The 16602-nt window shown below is 66.1% G+C and carries 18 protein-coding genes and 1 pseudogene; 12 read left to right on the forward strand and 7 right to left on the reverse strand.

The features are described 5' to 3' along the window. Window positions 1–44: 44 nt before the first annotated feature. Both K3G64_RS16625 and K3G64_RS16630 read right to left on the reverse strand, forming a co-directional pair. Window positions 45–1190, reverse strand: a complete 1146-nt coding sequence (locus K3G64_RS16625) for a thiolase family protein (protein WP_238885872.1) — start codon at window positions 1188–1190, stop codon at window positions 45–47. 14 nt (window positions 1191–1204) lie between these two features. Continuing rightward, window positions 1205–1639 (reverse strand): Zn-ribbon domain-containing OB-fold protein, encoded by a 435-nt coding sequence (locus K3G64_RS16630; protein WP_238950746.1) that lies wholly within the window; start codon window positions 1637–1639, stop codon window positions 1205–1207. 72 nt (window positions 1640–1711) lie between these two features. On the opposite strand from K3G64_RS16630, the gene K3G64_RS16635 reads away from it, so the two are divergent. After that, window positions 1712–2131 carry a nuclear transport factor 2 family protein gene (locus K3G64_RS16635; RefSeq protein WP_238885875.1) on the forward strand — a complete coding sequence of 140 codons (420 nt, stop codon included), beginning with the start codon at window positions 1712–1714 and terminating at the stop codon, window positions 2129–2131. Next, window positions 2128–2940: an SDR family NAD(P)-dependent oxidoreductase gene (locus tag K3G64_RS16640; protein ID WP_238885877.1), complete on the forward strand. Its 813-nt coding sequence runs from the start codon at window positions 2128–2130 to the stop codon at window positions 2938–2940. The genes K3G64_RS16635 and K3G64_RS16640 overlap by 4 nt, the downstream gene beginning before the upstream one ends. Before the next feature lie 83 nt (window positions 2941–3023). On the opposite strand, the gene K3G64_RS16645 is transcribed toward K3G64_RS16640, so the two are convergent. After that, a complete protein-coding gene (locus tag K3G64_RS16645) occupies window positions 3024–3737 on the reverse strand; it encodes an enoyl-CoA hydratase/isomerase family protein (protein WP_238885879.1) in 714 nt (237 codons plus the stop codon). Window positions 3738–3830: 93 nt separating this feature from the next. On the opposite strand from K3G64_RS16645, the gene K3G64_RS16650 reads away from it, so the two are divergent. The 6 genes from K3G64_RS16650 (at window position 3831) to K3G64_RS16675 (ending at window position 10576) form a co-directional block, all read left to right on the forward strand. Next, entirely contained in the window at window positions 3831–5384 is a 1554-nt protein-coding gene (locus K3G64_RS16650; protein WP_238885881.1) for an AMP-binding protein, read from the forward strand. A gap of 69 nt (window positions 5385–5453) precedes the next feature. Next, window positions 5454–6644, forward strand: a complete 1191-nt coding sequence (locus K3G64_RS16655; protein ID WP_238885882.1) for an amidohydrolase family protein — start codon at window positions 5454–5456, stop codon at window positions 6642–6644. 32 nt (window positions 6645–6676) lie between these two features. Beyond that, on the forward strand, window positions 6677–8101 hold the full coding sequence (locus K3G64_RS16660; protein WP_238950748.1) for a FadD3 family acyl-CoA ligase: 1425 nt from the start codon (window positions 6677–6679) through the stop codon (window positions 8099–8101). Between the two features lie 147 nt (window positions 8102–8248). Beyond that, window positions 8249–9184: a hypothetical protein gene (locus K3G64_RS16665; protein WP_238885884.1), complete on the forward strand. Its 936-nt coding sequence runs from the start codon at window positions 8249–8251 to the stop codon at window positions 9182–9184. After that, complete coding sequence (locus K3G64_RS16670) at window positions 9181–9864, forward strand: hypothetical protein (RefSeq protein ID WP_238885885.1); 684 nt, start codon at window positions 9181–9183, stop codon at window positions 9862–9864. Before K3G64_RS16665 ends, K3G64_RS16670 begins: the two co-directional genes overlap by 4 nt. A 13-nt stretch (window positions 9865–9877) precedes the next feature. After that, on the forward strand, window positions 9878–10576 hold the full coding sequence (locus K3G64_RS16675; protein WP_238950750.1) for an IspD/TarI family cytidylyltransferase: 699 nt from the start codon (window positions 9878–9880) through the stop codon (window positions 10574–10576). On the opposite strand, the gene K3G64_RS16680 is transcribed toward K3G64_RS16675, so the two are convergent. The 3 genes from K3G64_RS16680 to K3G64_RS16690 all read right to left on the reverse strand — a co-directional run bounded on the left by K3G64_RS16680 (window position 10551) and on the right by K3G64_RS16690 (window position 12196). Beyond that, complete coding sequence (locus K3G64_RS16680; protein WP_238885887.1) at window positions 10551–11276, reverse strand: IspD/TarI family cytidylyltransferase; 726 nt, start codon at window positions 11274–11276, stop codon at window positions 10551–10553. The genes K3G64_RS16675 and K3G64_RS16680 overlap by 26 nt on opposite strands. A 111-nt stretch (window positions 11277–11387) precedes the next feature. Further along, window positions 11388–11738, reverse strand: coding sequence for a DUF732 domain-containing protein (locus K3G64_RS16685; protein WP_238885888.1), 351 nt, complete (start codon window positions 11736–11738; stop codon window positions 11388–11390). A 125-nt stretch (window positions 11739–11863) separates the two neighbouring features. Further along, window positions 11864–12196 carry a hypothetical protein gene (locus tag K3G64_RS16690; RefSeq protein WP_238885889.1) on the reverse strand — a complete coding sequence of 111 codons (333 nt, stop codon included), beginning with the start codon at window positions 12194–12196 and terminating at the stop codon, window positions 11864–11866. A 23-nt stretch (window positions 12197–12219) separates the two neighbouring features. Between K3G64_RS16690 and K3G64_RS16695 the strand changes: the two genes are divergently transcribed. Both K3G64_RS16695 and K3G64_RS16700 read left to right on the forward strand, forming a co-directional pair. Next, complete coding sequence (locus tag K3G64_RS16695) at window positions 12220–12378, forward strand: hypothetical protein (RefSeq protein WP_238885892.1); 159 nt, start codon at window positions 12220–12222, stop codon at window positions 12376–12378. A gap of 137 nt (window positions 12379–12515) precedes the next feature. Then, window positions 12516–12936 (forward strand): annotated as a pseudogene (locus K3G64_RS16700) (ChaB family protein). On the opposite strand, the gene K3G64_RS16705 reads toward K3G64_RS16700, so the two are convergent. Further along, on the reverse strand, window positions 12933–14243 hold the full coding sequence (locus K3G64_RS16705; protein ID WP_238885893.1) for an MFS transporter: 1311 nt from the start codon (window positions 14241–14243) through the stop codon (window positions 12933–12935). The pseudogene K3G64_RS16700 and the gene K3G64_RS16705 sit on opposite strands and share 4 nt — an antisense overlap. 328 nt (window positions 14244–14571) lie before the next feature. On the opposite strand from K3G64_RS16705, the gene K3G64_RS16710 reads away from it, so the two are divergent. Continuing rightward, window positions 14572–15327: a MerR family transcriptional regulator gene (locus K3G64_RS16710; protein ID WP_238885895.1), complete on the forward strand. Its 756-nt coding sequence runs from the start codon at window positions 14572–14574 to the stop codon at window positions 15325–15327. A 112-nt stretch (window positions 15328–15439) separates the two neighbouring features. After that, a complete protein-coding gene (locus tag K3G64_RS16715) occupies window positions 15440–16159 on the forward strand; it encodes a DUF1906 domain-containing protein (RefSeq protein ID WP_238950752.1) in 720 nt (239 codons plus the stop codon). The last annotated feature ends 443 nt before the right edge of the window (window positions 16160–16602 follow it).

Here is a 16602-nt window from a genome sequence, read left to right on the forward strand (position 1 = left end):
TCCGAATCCTAGAACGATGTTTCCATGCTGGGATCCGATTCGGCTCACACCGCCAGGATGGTCGCCGACGCGGTACCGGGCGCCCCGTACACCTGCGCGAGCCCGACCTTCGGTGCACCGGGAATCTGACGGTCGCCGGCTTCTCCCCGCAACTGACGGACGAGTTCGTGCACCTGGCGCAGGCCGGATGCCCCGATCGGCTCACCGTTGGCGATCAGCCCGCCATCGGTGTTGATGGGCATCGACCCGTGGATCTCGGTGGCCCCGTCGGCCAGCAGCTTCTCCTGCTCTCCGTCGGCGCACAGGCCGGTCTCGGCCATGTGAATGACCTCGGCGCCGGCGTCGGTGTCCTGCAGTTGTGCGACATCGACGTCGTCGGGTCCGATCCCGGCCGCCTCGTAGGCGGCCTTCGCCGCATACACCGTGGGCGAGGCGTCCTCGTCCAGCGGCGCCGACGTCGCATGCACCTCGTACGCACCGAAGGTTCTGGTGCGGATCTCGGTGGCCTTGACGTACACCGGTTTGTCGGTGAAGCGGTGGGCGATGTCGCCGCGGCACATCACCACTGCGGCGGCGCCCTCGTCGGGCGCGCAGAACATGTACTGCGTCAAGGGATAATTGAGCACGGTCGAGTTGAGGATCTCGTCGACCGAAATCTCCTTGCGGCGGAACGCGTTCGGGTTCAGTGCGCCGTTGCGAAAGTTCTTGTTGGCGACCCTGGCCAGGGTGTCCTGCGAGATACCGTGCTTGTGGATGTAGTGGTTGGCCTTCATCCCGAAGAACTTGGTGGTGACGAACTGACCGTTCTCGGCGTACCACTGCGGCAGCGCCAGCTTGGCGGGGTCGTCGGTGAAAGCACCGCGCGGGTGTTTGTCGAGCCCGATCGCGATCCCGATGTCGTACTTGCCCAGCAGGATGGTGTCGGCAGTCTGCTGAATCGCGCTCGCCGAAGTGGCGCAGGCGTTGAACACGTTGGTGAACGTGATGCCCGTCAGGCCGACGAGCCGGGTCACCGCGTCAGGATTGGACACCTCATAGCTGCCCCCGAAACCGAACTGGATGTCCTTCCACTCGACGCCCGCGTCGGTCAGGGCGAACTGGATGGCTTCGGCGCCCATCTCCATGGCGGTCTTGTCGAATCGGCCGAACGGGTGCAGTCCGACGCCGATGATAGCTACGTCGTTAGTCATGGATAGCGCCTCCCTCAGACCGGCTTGAACGCGAAGGTGACGACCTCGTTGCCCTCGTCGTCGGTGGTGAACGGAATCATCGTCAACTCGACTTCCTGGCCGAACTGCAACCTGGCGGGGTCGTTCTCGGTGAGCCGGCCCTCCACGCGAATGACTTCCTCGAGCTGGACGAGTCCGACGCCGAACGGGACGAAGTCCTTGCCCGTCGGGCCCTTGTAGGGAGCGCCGGGCGGAAAGCCCTGCGTCGTCCAGGCGACCAGCGTGCCGCGCCGCGGCAAGTTGACGTCCGACATCTCGGCGGCACTGCATCGGGGGCACCGCTGCTGCACCGGGAAGACGGTCGCCCCGCAGGCGCCACACCGGCTGCCGATCAGCTGGGGATTCTCATCCGGCCAGGTGGAGATTTCGGGCGCGAGCGCGATCTGCTGAGTCGACACGCCGCTGACAATAATCGGAAATGGCGTTCTCGTCTAGAGAGAACCCCTTTCGTAAACCGGGCCGAAACGCGTTAGTCTTCGGCTGTGGATGCCGACAAGGCGCAGATCACCGAGGTGCTGATCCGTTACGCGACCGGAATCGACTTCAAGGACTGGGCGCTGTTTCGCACGTGCTGGGCCGACGAGGTGGACATCGACTACGGCGACCTCGGGCGCTACACCGATCCCGACGAGTTCACCGCCTTGATGGAACAGATCCACGGCGGCATGGGGCAGACATATCACCGCATCGCCAACCCCGCCGTCGCCGTCGACGGCGACCGGGCGACGGCGCGCTCCTACGTCCACGCGGTGCTGCAGGCCGTGCCCGACGACACCAACAGCTGGATCGACGCGCTCGGCCACTATGACGACGAGCTCGTCCGCACCGCTGAGGGCTGGCGAATCAACAAACGCACCACCAACATCGCGCGGGTGATGAGCGCCGGGAGCGCGGCGACTTGACCGACGCGGAATTCGCCACGAGGTACGGCCGCTGGGCGGTGATCGCCGGCGCGTCGGAAGGCATCGGCGCCGCGCTGGCCGACCAACTCGCGGCACGGGGACTCGATCTGGTGCTGATCGCGCGCAACAGACCGCTGCTCGAGGAGGTCGCCGGCCAAGCTCGCGATCGGCACGGTGTGCAGGTGCGTGTGGTCGTGCAGGATCTCACCGCCGACGACATGCTCACCGAAATCGACGGGTGCACTGATGATCTCGACGTGGGTCTGGTCATCTACAACGCGGGGGCCTCGGACCGCACGGCGACGTTCCTGGACAACGAGATCGAGTATTCACTCAAGCAGGTGGCGTTGGACTGCATTGGGCCGATGGCGCTGGCCCGCCATTTCGGGCCGGCCATGTGTGAGCGAGGCCGGGGCGGGATCGTGATCGTGGTTTCTCTGGCGTGTCTGGCGGGTTCGGCGACCCTGGCGGTCTACTCGGCGGTCAAGGCCTTCCAGCACACATTCGCCGAGGGCCTGTGGGCCGAGTTGCGCCCGCACGGTGTCGACGTCTGCTGTACGCCGCTGGGCATGACTTTCACCCCGGCACTGCAGCGGATGGGTGTGGAGTACGACCCGCAGACCCAGATGCGTTCGGAGGATGTGGCCGCCGAGATCGTCGACAACATCGGCAACGGACCGACTTTCGTAGTGGGGGCGAACAACCGCACGATGGCGCAACAGGTCTGGACTGTCGACAGGCGCACCCTGGTCGAGATGATCAGTGCGGCGGCCACGGATTTCGCGGCGAAGCGAGGACGTGGCGGCTAGCCGCGAGCGTGCGCAGAATGCCGAAATTCCGCGGCGTGTCCTGTGCAGACACGCACGCTCGCGGAGAAGTGGTGAGCGTCCTACTAGCTGCGCTTCATCGCCTTGTCTGCGGCGGCCCAGTGCTCGTCGGACACCCACAGGCGAGCGAACGCCATGACGGCCTCCTCGGTGTCCACGCCCTGCATCACGCGCTTGATCTCGCCGGCCGCGCGGTGGGCGAGCTTACGGGCGACGGCCCGCCACTCGTCGTCGAAGGAGGCCCGCGGCAGGACGCGGTCGACCAGGCCGTAGCGCTCAGCCTCGGCGGCTTCGAGGATGGTTCCGGTACCGGCCAGCAGCAGCGCCTTGCTGTAGCCGACGAGGTCCACGAGCCGCTCGGCGCCGCCCCAGGCCGGCATGATCTCCAGCGCCACCTGGTTGAAGCCGATCCTGATGTCGGCGGCGGCCAATCGGATGTCGGCGGCCACCGCGAACTCGGCGCCGCCGCCGAGCGCATGGCCGTTGAGCACCGCGATGGTGACCGCGGGGAAGTCCGCGATGCGGTCGCAGACGCCGCGCATCCGCCGTGCCATGGCGGCGGCGTCCTCCTCGGTGCGCAAAGCGGCGAGTTGTTTGAGGTCGCCGCCGGAGACGAACGCTTTGTCGCCGGCGCCCTTGACGACCAGCGCCGTGGCCCCCACCGCTTTGTCGAGCGCCTCGTGCAACTGCTCCATGGTTTCCGGCGCGATGGCGTTGCGTGCCTGGGGGCGGTCGATGGTGATGACCGCCAAGCCGTGGTCGAACTCGAGGTCCACCATCAGACATTCTCCGTTTACGATATTGGCATTCTCAAATCCAGAGAATAGCATCGCGTCGGAGTCGGAGGTTGCGGGCGAACCAGTGGGGAGTGCATGCGGAACATCCCTGTCGAGCTAGCCAGACGCTACGAGGAGAAGGGGTGGTGGACACCCGACACCCTCGGTGAGTTGCTCGCGCGGCACCTGGCGGCCAACCCCGACGCCGGCTTCTGGGTGCACTCCGATGTCAGGCCGTACACCGGAACCTTCGCCGACGTCGAACAGCGGGCACGGCGGCTCGCCGCGGGCCTGCATCGCCGTGGTGTCGGGCCCGGTGATGTGGTGGCCCTGCAGCTGCCGAACTGGATGGAAGCCGCGGTGGCGTTCTGGGCCTCGGCCTTCCTCGGCGCTGTCGTCGTGCCGATCGTGCACTTCTATGGCCGTAAGGAGCTGGCCCATATCCTGTCGACATCGCGGCCCAAGGCGTTCATCACCGCAGAAGAGTTCGGCCGCATGCGCTTTGAACCCGACCTCGCCGCGGAGGTGCCGGTCGTCGCCCTGGTCGGCACCTCCGGCTTCGACGAGCTCTTCGACGAGGAACCGATGGTGGGCACGTTGCCCGCCGACCCGGCCGGTCCCGCGCTGATCGCGTTCACTTCGGGCACCACGAGCAACCCCAAAGGCGTTGTGCACAGCCATCAGACGCTGGGTTTCGAGACGCGTCAGCTGCTGGAGAACTACCCGAAGGACCGTGGTCGACAGTTGACCGCGACGCCGGTCGGCCATTTCATCGGCATGCTCGGCGCCTTCCTCATCCCCGTGCTCGAAGGTGCCCCGATCGACCTGTGCGACGTGTGGGATCCGGGCAACGTGCTCAAACTCATGGATTCGCAAGGCATGTCGATCGGCGGCGGGCCACCGTTTTTTGTCACCAGCCTGCTCGACCACCCGGACTGCACCGACGCCCATCGAGGACGGTTCACCACTGTGGGTCTCGGCGGATCCACCGTGCCTGCCGCGGTCACGCGTCGGCTCGCCGACATGGGCATGTTCGTGTTCCGGTCCTACGGCAGCACCGAGCATCCCTCGATCACCGGATCGCGTCCGACGGCGCCGGAGGACAAGCGCCTCTACACCGACGGCGACCCGCGGCCGGGCGTGGAGATCAAGCTCACCGAGGACGGCGAAATCCTCTCGCGTGGGCCGGATCTGTGTCTCGGCTACACCGACGACGAGTTGACCCGGCGCGCGTTCGACGAGGAGGGCTGGTACCACACCGGGGATATCGGCGTCCTCGACGAGGACGGCTACCTCACCATCACCGACCGCAAGGCCGACGTGATCATCCGTGGCGGCGAGAACATCTCGGCGCTGGAAGTCGAAGAGGTGCTGCTGAGCATGCCGAGCGTCGCCGAGGCCGTCGTGGTCGCTGCACCGGACGTCCGCCTAGGGGAGCGGACGGCCGCGGTGCTGCGCATCCGCGACGGTCACGCTATGCCGACCCTCGACGACGTGCGCGCGCACTTCCGGCACGCGGGCGTCGCGGTGCAGAAATGGCCCGAGGAACTGCACCGGGTCCCCGAGGGACAGGACTACCCGCGCACCGCGAGCGGCAAGGTACAGAAGTTCCGGGTGCGCGAAATCGTGCGCCAGCACGCCGCGTCGTAGGGGCGGAGGGACGTTGCCATCCGGGCACCTGTGAGAATAGGATTCTCCCAAGAGGAAAAGGAGTGTTCCATGGGGCAACTTTCACATCGGGTCAATATCCCGTTTCCGCTGTTCGATGCGGACAACCATCTCTATGAACCGCCAGAGGCGATGACCAAGTACCTCCCCAAGGAGTATCAGGACGTCGTCCAGTACGTCGAGGTCAACGGCCGCACCAAGATCGCCATCAAGGGGCAGATCAGCAATTACATCCCGAACCCCACGTTCTCCCACGTGGCCAAGCCGGGCGCCTGGGAGGAGTACTTCAAGTTCGGCAACCCCGACGGCAAGAGCAAGCGCGAGCTGTTCGGTGAGCCGATGCGGTCCATTCCCGCGTTCTTCGAGCCCGCGCCGCGTCTGGAGCTCATGGATCAGCTGGGAGTAGACCGCTCGCTGATGTTCCCGACCCTGGCCAGCCTCATCGAGGAGCGGCTGCGCGACGATCCGGTCGCCATCCACGTCATCATCCACTCGCTGAACCAGTGGCTCGACGAGGTCTGGAGCTTCAACTATCAGAACCGGATCTTCACCACGCCGGTCATCACGCTGCCTATTGTCGACAACGCGATCGAGGAGCTGGATTGGGCCGTCAAGCGCGGCGCCCGCGCGATCCTGGTCCGCCCCGCGCCGGTGCCCGGATTCCGCGGCCCGCGCTCGTTCGCCCTGCCGGAGTTCGACCCGTTCTGGGAGAAGTGCGTCGAGTACGACGTGTTCGTCGGCATGCATTCCTCCGACAGCGGCTACTCGCGCTACACGTCCGAGTGGGACGGCGTCGCCCAGGAGATGCTGCCGTTCCAGACCAACGCGATGTCGATTCTCAACGAGTGGCGCCCGATCCAGGATGCGGTGGCCTCCTGGGTCATCCACGGTGCGCTGTTCCGGCACCCGAAGCTGAAGGTTGGCATCGTCGAGGCAGGTTCTAAGTGGATGTTCCCGTTGCTGGACTCGATGGCCGAGGTCTACAAGAAGGCGCCCGAGGCGTTCCCGGGCAATCCGATGGAGGAGATCAAGAACCGGATCTTCGTCAGCCCGTTCTACGAGGAGGGCATCGACGACCTGATCAACCTGATCGGGGTGGAGCAGGTCCTCTACGGGTCGGACTGGCCCCATCCCGAGGGGCTTGCCGAGCCGACCCACTACGTCACGGCGCTCGAGCACCTTTCCGTCGAGGATCAGGCGAAGATCATGGGTGGCAACCTGGGTCGCCTCGTAACGGTGTGACCCCACCTCCACGCTGGGAGACCATCCCCGAGATGGTCGTGAGCGCGGCGGACCGCTTCGGCGACGCGGAGGCGGTCGTCGACGGTCCGCTGCGCCTGTCCTTCGGCGAGCTGGTGCACCGGATACGTTGCGCTGCAGGGGCTTTCAAAGAGTTCGGCATCGGTAAGGGCGACCGCGTCGCGGTCTGGGCGCCGAACTCAGCCGAGTGGATCGTGGCCGCCTTCGGGGTGATGATGGCCGGTGGGGTGCTCGTCCCGGTCAATACCCGGTTCAAGTCCGAGGAAGCGGCCGACATCATCGGCCGCAGCGGCGCCAGGGCCGTTCTGGTGCAGAAGGACTTCCTGGGCCTCGACTACCCGGTGCCCGCAGCAATACCGGTCATCAACCTGAAGTCGAACTTCTTGTCCAGCGGTTCGCCGTTCGAGTGTGAGGTCAGCGGAACAGACGTCGCCGACATCATCTTCACCTCGGGCACCACCGGGAAACCCAAGGGCGCGATGATGAACCATCGCCAGACCCTGCGGGCGTACCAGGAATGGGCGACGCTCGCCGACCTTCGCGAGGGCGACCGCTACCTCATGATCAACCCGTACTTCCACACGTTCGGGCTCAAGGCCGGGCTCATCGCCTCGTTCCTACGCGGTGCGACCATGGTGCCGGTGGCCGCCTTCGACGTCGAGCGCGTGGTGGAACTCGTTGAGTTAGAACGCATCACGATGCTGCCCGGACCGCCCACGCTGTACCATTCGCTTCTCGCCGTCGCCGACAAGAGCAGGCTCGCGAGCCTGCGGGCCGGCGTCACCGGGGCGGCCGACATCCCGGTCGAGTTGATTCGGCGGATCCACGACGAGCTGCCGTTCGAGACGCTGATGACCGGATACGGCCTCACCGAGGCGGGGAACGTCACGCTGTCGCGGCCCGGCGATTCGTTCTCCGACGTCGCGACCACGGCCGGCCTGCCATGCGAAGGCGTCGAGGTCCGCACCGGCGACGACGGCGAGGTACTGGTGCGCGGATACAACGTCATGCAGGGCTACCTCGACGACCCCGACGCCACCGCCCAGGCGATCGACGCCGACGGGTGGTTGCACACCGGCGACCTGGGTGAGTTCACCGACACCGGCCGGTTGCGCATCGTCGGCCGCAAGAAGGACATCTTCATCGTCGGTGGCTTCAACGCCTATCCCGCCGAGATCGAGGGTTTCCTGCTCGAGCACCCCGCGGTTGCTCAAGTGGCCGTCATCGGGGTGTCCGACGACCGTCTGGGGCAGGTGGGCAAGGCGTTCGTCGTTCGCCAGCCGGGTCACGAAGGTGTCACGGATGAGGACCTCATTTCGTGGAGCCGAGAGCAAATGGCCGGTTTTAAGGTGCCGCGGTCTGTAGAGTTCCTCGACGAGTTGCCGGTGAACGCCACCGGCAAGGTGATGAAGGATCGTCTTCGCCACATTCACGACTGAGCAAGCGCAAGCGCACAGCGTGCAAATTGCATTTCCGCAGGAAGCGGCTTTGGCGGGGGCGTGCGGGCCCGGGTATCGTCGCTACCGTACTCAAAATTGATAGTGGCATTCTCACAGAATGGTTACGTAGCAGACGAGGAGGTCGCTGTGCCGTCTTTCAGGCGCCGCGCGTCGGTGATAGACGCGGATCGCGTCGCTGAATCGCCGCAGCAAGACCCTGAGCGGTCGGCCGACGCGGCGGATGCGCTGGCGCTCGCGGAGGAGGCGGAGGCCGAAGCGGCCGAGGCCGAGGCATTGGCGGCCGCCGCCCGGGCGAGGGCCAAGGCGATACGACTGCGCAGGCAAGCGCAGACCGCTGAGGAAACGACGGCCCAACCGACGGAACACGCTGACGCGAAACCAGCCGTTGAAAGCGATGTCGGCGACGAGTCCGTTAAAGACGCCGAACTCGAGGACACCGGCACTGACGCGAAAGACGTCGCCTCGGCCGAGCAAGACGCGGCTGATGCGGACGACGAAGCCATCGAGGTCGCGGATGATCCCGCCGAGGCCGATACCGCCGAGCCGGCGATCAAGCGACGCCGCCTGCGAATACCGCGGATCCGGTGGAGCCTTATCGCCGCCGTGGTGGCGATTCTGTGCATCTCCGCACTGATCACGCTCAGCGTGCTCACGGTGCTCAATCACCGCCAACAAGTCCGTGAGCAGCAGCGCACCGCCGAGTACGTCGCCGCCGCGCGACAGAGTGTCGTGACGTTGATGTCGCTGGACTTCAACAACGCGAAAGAAGACGTGCAGCGCATCATCGACAACTCGGCCGGGCAGTTCAAGCAGGATTTCCAGGACCAGGCGGAGGATTTCGCCAAGGTGGCTCAGGAATCCAAAGTCGTCACTGAGGTGACAGTCAATGCCGCGGCGGTGAAATCGATGACAGACACCGGCGCCACCGCCCTCGTGTCGGCCACCTCGCGCGTCACCAACAGCGCGGGGGCCAAACAGGAACCGCGTGCCTGGCGGCTCTTGGTGGAACTGGTTCACGAGGGCGAACAAATCAAGATGTCGAAAGTCGAGTTCGTGCCGTGACCACAGGAGCCAAAGCCAATCAGGAGGACGCCGCAGCCAACGACGCCTTGACGGCGGACGACGCGACAGCAGCCGCTAAGGCTGAGTCGACGGCCACCGAACCGCGATCAACTGCCGCGGAGTCCGATTCGACCGCCACGGACGAGCGGGCTTTAATGCGGCGTCCCGGTGCGGGGCGTAGAACATTGCGCGGAGCGCGCAAGCGCATCGGCACCATTGTCCTGACGCTTCTGCTGCTGGTGTCGGCGGGTGTCGCGGCATGGCTCTACTTCGTCCAGTACCGGTCCGACCAGCAGACCAACGCTGATGCCCGGGAATTGGCGCTGAACGCGGCGACAACTGGAACAGTCGCGCTGCTGTCCTACTCCCCCGACACCCTGGACAAGGACTTCGCTGCCGCCAAGTCGAATCTGACCGGTGACTTCCTGAACTACTACACGCAGTTCACTCAGCAGATCGTCACACCCGCCGCCGAGGAGAAGCAGGTCAAGACCAGCGCAGCCGTCGTGCAGGCCGCCGTCTCGAAGATCGAACCCGGTGCTGCGGAGGTGCTGGTCTTCGTCAATCAGAACACCATCAGCAAGGAGAATCCCGAAGGGGCCTTCGCAGCGAGTGCCGTCAAGGTCGGACTGACCAAGGTCGACGGCCGCTGGCTGATCAACGCCTTCGACCCTGTCTAGCGTTGACACGGTGATGGCGCCGCCCGACCGGGAGCTGTCAGCAATCGTCCAGCTTGCGGTCGGGGCTGACGACAGCGGGGCGGCCGGATTGGACCCGCTGGCCGGTCGGGCACCGTTGCTGCGTGTGATCGACACGCTGCTCCGTGGAGTGGGTCCCCAAATCGTGGTGGTGGCCGGTGAATCGATCGCCGATGCGGTCGGCGGCGTACTCGCCGATCACGACATGGCCTCGGTGCGCGTGGTGGCGGTCGGGAAGCCGGCCACACCGATGCGATTCCTGGCCGCCGGCCTCGAAGAACTCCTGCGCGAACATCCGTCCAGCCGGTGGGTCCTCGTCCATGACCTCCGTCAGCCGCTCGCGTCGCCTCCCGTGACGGATCGGGTGCTCGCCCTGCTGCGAGAAGGCAATCCGGTGGTAGTCCCGGCGTTGCCCGTGACCGACAGCGTCAAGGCCGTCGATGAGCGCGGTTCGGTAGCCGCGACGTTGGACAGGACAGCGCTGCGCGCGGTTCAGTACCCACGGGGTTTCGCGGTCGCCCACCTGGCCGAGTTGCTGAACCGGCCGCCCGCCGATGACCTGGAGGTCGATGCGGCGGTTCTCACCCACGGCCCGATCACCGTGGTCGACGGCGACAGCGCTGCGTTCGTCGCCGAGTTGCCTGGCGATGCGCCGTTCTTGGAGGCGATCATCGCGGGTCGCCGCTCCTACTGACCGTGTATCCCAGCAGGCGTTCGGCGAGTGCGATGTCGGGAGCGTACGTGACCTTTATGTTGCAGTTCTCGCCGCGGAAGGTGCGGACCTCTACGTCGGTGAAGGTCTCGATGCACGAGGACGTGTCGGTGCCCTTGAACCCTTCCCGTTCGGCGATTCGATACGCCTCGAGCAGTGGCGCAGCGCGAAACGCCTGTGGTGTCTGTACTCGGACCAGCGCAGCCGCCTCGATCGATTCAGACCCGTGGGTCAAGACGTCGGGCAATGGCAGAACGGGAACCGCCCCGCCAAATTCGCGGGCCGTCTTGAGCGCGGAAAGGAACATGTCGGGGCTGGCGACCGGCCGGGCGGCGTCGTGGATCAGCACGACGTCGATCGCCCCCGCTTCGATGTCGGCCGCCAGATAGCGCAGCGCGTTGAGTTCGGAGCCGTGCCGGCTATCGCCCCCTTCAACCAGCTCGATCGCGGCAGCGGTCGACACCTGTCCGGCAATGTCCTCAGCGAGACGCCGCTCGCCCCGCCGGTGAACGAGGAGTATCCGCGTCACCCCGGCGACGTGGGTCAACGTGTGCAACGACCAGGCGACCATCGGGCGGCCGGCCACCGTGAGATACGCCTTGTTGCCGTCGGCGCCTACCCGCGTTCCCGTGCCCGCGGCCAGCACGACGGCCACGGCGGAGGGGCTCGGCGTTGGATTCACCCCTTTATTTTGGCACCGCGGCCGATGAGCTCAGTCCTGCTTGCGGCGCGGAGCAGTCAGCGGCTGCTCCCGCCGACGACCTGAGGCATCGCTGCGAGCCGATGGACTCGCCTAGTGGCCGACGAACAGGTTCGCGTATCCGGGGCAGTAGAACTGCACGGCATCGGCCATGAAGATCGCGGCCTGTTGCGGAGAAAAGGCGGAACCTTCACTGTGTGCGGTGCCGTTCATCACGGCGTCGTGCACCTCCGCCGGTGACATGCCGGCGTCGAAAGCCGCGCAGGTCTCCGCGGCCCTCTTGACCGCAAGCTGCTGCCCAGCGAAATTTATCGCGTCGTCGAAGAGCTTCTGACTGAAGGCATCGTCGCGTTCATCCGCTGCGGCCTGGCCCGGAAGGTTGATACCCAACGCGACTACCGCTGTCGCCACGCCGACGAGCTTGATGGTGCGACGAACGATCATGGTGATGGCTCCTCAGTGGGACGACGCGAATAACGACCCAGTGTTGACTAATGATAGGCAACCGCTTGCACTTCGCGTTGAAGTTCATGGTGCGTACCTGGACCCGGTATGTCCCGTTGCGGCGGTCAGTCCTCGGCGTGGCCGAGCATCCTGAAAGCCGCCGTGCGCATCTCGTGATAGCGGTCCCGATGGCCGTCCACCCACGGCTCGGTCCACCGGTCCAGCAATTCCGCGGCGCGCAGCAGCGGCAGGAGTTCGGCCACCAGGTGCGGGTCGATGCCGCCGGCCAGCAACTGCTCGAGCAGGTCCACCGCGTCGTGCAAGTCGACTGACACACCTGCGCCGAGTTGCAGATACTGCGGGTCGACGGTCAGCAGGCCGGTTACGCTGAGTGGGCGCAGGCGCCACGTCGCCGAACGCAGGCTGGCAACGGCCTGCGCGTCTACGCTTGCGGCCATAGTGTGGCGCACACCCAAAGCCGGTGCACTGGCTTGCGTTTCAGCGCCGCCAGCGCAACCACCCGCTGGCAGGCTGGAGGCAGGTCGACGCGCCGGCCACCGTGGGACACGGCGAATTCGCCGAGGAGGTGCAACGACAACTGATCCATGCATCGATCGTCGAGGCGACGCATGGGCGGTGACATGCGTAGTGGACTACTCGTTTCGTGACGCAACCCACGCCGCCGGAGTGAATGGCACACCGGTTTAGCTACTCGTCCCCGGGGTATGGGACGACAGGCAACGGACGAACGCGGAAGTGCAACGAAGGAGGTCGACGATGCCGAAGACGACCAAGAGCGGCAGCGCGCGCAAGAGTGAATTGCCCAGCACACTGCAGAAATCAGACGCCAAGGCCCAGCGTACGTTCGCCAAGACCCACGACTCGGCGGCCGAGGAGTACGGCGACGGCGAGCGTGCGCACCGCGTCGCCTACAGCGCGCTGAAGCACCAGTTACGAGAAGGTCGGCGACCACTGGGAACGGAAGTCCAAGAAGGGCCCGTCCGACCAACGTGCCCGCAGCGGCGGGCCGAACGCCAAGGGCAAGACCGCGGAGGGCGTCGATGCCAACGCTTCGAAGAAGCACCTCTATGACATCGCCCGCCGGCTCGACGTCTCGGGACGGTCCTCGATGAACAAGAGCGAGTTGGTCTCGGCGATCAAGAAGGCCAACCGCCGGAAGTCGGCCAAGAACCGTTAGTCGGCGGCCGGGTTCACGCCCGTTTCTAGGGCCGCATCGGCCCCCTCCAACAGCAGGTGCCCGGAGGCGACCTGCGGATTGAGTTCGTTGAGCCGCATCAGGCGACGGGCCTTGCGGCGCGTGATCAGGATCCCGACGACCGCAACCGTCCAGATCACGTACTGCGCCGTCCACGCCCATCGGAACGAATCGAACGAGATCTCGCCCGCGGCGTCGAGGATGACGCCCATCGCCTGCATCACGAGCAGCGAGGCAACGAAGCCGCCCATGTTGACCAGCCCTGACGCGGCGCCCAGGGTCGCGCCCGGGTTGAACGTGCGCGCGAAGTCGAACCCGACCATCGAGCCGGGACCCCCGACGGAGATCACCACGATCAACACGATGAGCAGCCACAGCGGCGCCGGGCCGGGCAGTGCCAGCACCACCGACCACACCAGGGCGTTGCTGGCGATTATCCCCAGCACCAGGCGCGAGCGCCGGTGGGGTCGGCGTCCGGTGAAGATGCCGACGAGGATCCCCGAGGAGATGGCCGCCACCACCGACACCGTCAGCAGGGTGCCCGCGACGCTCGCGGACACGCCCTGCGCCTCTGTCAGATAGGGCACACCCCACATCAGCGCGAACACCGTCACCGAGAACTGAGTGCCCATGTGAGTGAAGAACCCCAGGCGGGTTCCCGGGCGTAGCCACACGGTCTTGACGCTGGCCAGCGTCTCGCGCACCGACATCGTCTCGGCCTCGACCAGATTGCCCCGCGGGGTGTTCTCCACCAGCGCCAGCGTCAGCACCATCGACAGCACGCCCAGAGCGGCCACCGATGCGTAGGCGGTGCTCCAGCCCCACGCCGCCAACACGGTGAAGAACGGCACCGCAGAGAGCACCTGTCCAAGCTGTCCGCAGATCCCGGTCAGCTGGGTCACGAGCGGAACCTGCCGCGGGGTGAACCAGTGCGGCACGAGCCGCAGCACGGAGATGAACGTAAAGGCATCGCCGAGGCCGAGCACCGCCCGCGCCGCGATGGCCACCGGCAGCGATTCAGCGAAGGCCAGCACGAGCTGCCCCGACGCCATCAGCGCGGCACCGGTCAGGATCATGGCCTTCGAGCCGAAACGGTCGAGCAGCAGCCCCGCGGGAACCTGCGCGCAGGCATAAACGATGACCTGCAAGACGACGAACGTCGACAGCAGACTGGGGCTGGCTGAGAACCGGTCGGCAGCGTCCAGGCCCGAAACGCCGAGTGTGGTGCGGTCCAACACGGCGACGATGTAGGCGAACAGGCCGGTGGCCCACACGATCCAGGAACGCACACCGAACCTTTCTCGTGATCGCCTCATCAGCGGCCCTCTGACCATGGTCGCCCAGCCGCGCCTGCCGACGCCAATCCCGGCCGGGTGAACTCGCTCACCTCCGCGGATCCACTGGAGTGACTGTTGGCTGAATCGACACCGGCCTGCGATCGGTACCTAGCTCAGTGTCAGATCCCTGCAGGCCGGACCTGTTCCGGCGCATAGCCAGCAAACCGAGATACATGGTGCATGAGTTTCGCTCGCCCCGGGCTGCGCAGCTAAGGTGGGGTTATGACTTCCGGCGGTGCCACGCCGTCCCGCACCACACGAGAGACCTGGGTGCGGCGGGGTGACTGAGTACCGTCTCGACGAACTCGCCCAGATCTCCGGGGTCAGCGCCCGCAACATCCGGGCTTACCGGGAGCGCGGGCTGCTCGACCCCCCGCGGCGGGTGGGGCGATCCGCGGTCTACGACGATTACCACCTCTCGCAGCTGCGCACCATCAACCAGCTGCACCGCCGCGGCTTCAACTCCGCCCACATCGCCGAGTTCTTCACGAGCTTGCGCCAAGGCGCCGATCTGGCCGACATCCTGGGTCTGCAGCGGGCGGTCCTGGGTCCGCGCACCGATTCCGCAGACGAGGGCACCGGCGCGGAGACCACCGCCCGCGATCCGGCGATCGACGCCGGCAGTGACGAGGCGCGCCGGCTCGTCGACTACGGCCTGGCCGAGGTGGTCGACGACATGGTCAAGGTGACCGACCCCGCGGTGCGCAAGGTCATCACGCGGTCGGATGACCCTCTGGTCTACATACGGGTGCTGCTGCACATCGTCGAGGCGACGCGGGACGCGATCGACGGGTTGGCGGGCGGGTTCGTCCACGGGCTCGACGAGTGCATCGCCGCTCGGTTCGGCGCCGTCCACGCGCCCGGACCCGGCCAGACCGAAGAGCTGGGCCAGGTGGTGCGGGACTACCGCGAGCTGTGGAACGGAGTCGTGTCGGGCCGGTTGGAAAGGGCGTTGCAGGAACACGTCACGGCGACCGACTCCGAGTACGCGGCAGGCATCCTCCTCGGCGGCCGACGGGAGGCCGGCTCCACCTGAGTCGACCGCCGAGTGGTACGGCCGCGATCCCTTCGAAACCTGTCAATGCCGCTGTGACCAGCGAAGTAGACGTGAAAATCGAGACTTCTGTCGTAATCTGTGGCTTGTGTCGATGTCCCGGCGCGCCGTGCTCAGAGGCGCCGTCTGCGCACCCGCCGCGTTGGCCGTCGGTGCCGGCCTTCAGGGGCTGGCACCGACGGCGCCCGCCTCCGCGGCGCCGCTGGGCATCCTGCTCGACTACGCGGCCGGCGTGATCAAGGCCAGCGACATAAAAGCATCAGGCGCACTCGGCGCGATCCGCTACGTTTCCGACCGCCGCCCCGGCGGAGAGTGGATGCTGGGCAAGCCGATCGTGCTGGCCGAAGCGCGCGACCTCTACCAGGGCGGCCTGAAGATCGTGTCGTGCTACCAGTACGGCAAGCAGGACACCGCCGACTGGCTCGCCGGCCAGAGCGCGGGCATCGCGCACGCCAAACGCGGCTGGGAACTTCATGTCGCCGCGGGCGGCTCAAACGGCGCGCCGATCTACGCCTCAATCGACGACGACCCGACATTCGAGCAGTACAAGCGGCAGGTGGCGCCGTATCTGCGCGGCTGGGAAGCCGTGCTGGGCCGGCAGCGGGTCGGCGTCTACGCCAACTCCAAGACCATCGAATGGGCCATGCAGGACGGCATCGGAACCTACTACTGGCAGCACAACTGGGGATCGCCGGGGAAAGTCGCCCATCCGGCCGCACATCTGCACCAGGTGGAGATCGACGAGCGCTCCGTGGGCGGCGTCGGCGTGGACATCAACCACATCTTGAAGCCTCGCTACGGACAGTGGGACTAAACCTTACCGATCAGTAAGTACGCGCAGCAAACTCCATGCGGTGGCTGGCCGCTTCGGGAAGACAAATCTCGCCGCCGTGTCTTGTCTGGAGCCGCCGACGTCGCTGGTGAGACGGGTCGAAGATTTTTACATAACAATTTGATAACAATCCCGCTCTGATCTGCGGACTTCGGTCTACTCGACCGTAACCACCCGCATGCAGGACGTTTGTCCGAGTGGCTGATAACGCCACCTGAGCGTTGCGTTACGCAATAGCGGGTTACCCGAGCGTAGAACTCTCCAGTAACCAATTCGCGGGCCAATCCAGGGTCACCTCTTATGACACTCTTAGTACGGCTGGCGTGCGCGGAAGGCGGATCGCAGGAGCAGAGGCAGGCGCTGTCCGATCCGCCGGGACGCAGCAGAACCAGCCGGATTCGACGCCGAATCGCATGGCCGGGCGC

The organism is Mycobacterium sp. IDR2000157661, assembly GCF_022317005.1.
Taxonomy (GTDB): domain Bacteria; phylum Actinomycetota; class Actinomycetes; order Mycobacteriales; family Mycobacteriaceae; genus Mycobacterium.

Coding starts and splice junctions, on each gene's coding strand:
- K3G64_RS16685 (WP_238885888.1), bottom strand. CDS start 11,738: ATGATCGTTCGTCGCACCATCAAGCTCGTCGGCGTGGCGACAGCGGTA.
- K3G64_RS16715 (WP_238950752.1), top strand. CDS start 15,440: ATGTCCCGGCGCGCCGTGCTCAGAGGCGCCGTCTGCGCACCCGCCGCG.
- K3G64_RS16645 (WP_238885879.1), bottom strand. CDS start 3,737: ATGGTGGACCTCGAGTTCGACCACGGCTTGGCGGTCATCACCATCGAC.
- K3G64_RS16675 (WP_238950750.1), top strand. CDS start 9,878: ATGGCGCCGCCCGACCGGGAGCTGTCAGCAATCGTCCAGCTTGCGGTC.
- K3G64_RS16690 (WP_238885889.1), bottom strand. CDS start 12,196: ATGGCCGCAAGCGTAGACGCGCAGGCCGTTGCCAGCCTGCGTTCGGCG.
- K3G64_RS16650 (WP_238885881.1), top strand. CDS start 3,831: ATGCGGAACATCCCTGTCGAGCTAGCCAGACGCTACGAGGAGAAGGGG.
- K3G64_RS16625 (WP_238885872.1), bottom strand. CDS start 1,190: ATGACTAACGACGTAGCTATCATCGGCGTCGGACTGCACCCGTTCGGC.
- K3G64_RS16660 (WP_238950748.1), top strand. CDS start 6,677: ATGGTCGTGAGCGCGGCGGACCGCTTCGGCGACGCGGAGGCGGTCGTC.
- K3G64_RS16655 (WP_238885882.1), top strand. CDS start 5,454: ATGGGGCAACTTTCACATCGGGTCAATATCCCGTTTCCGCTGTTCGAT.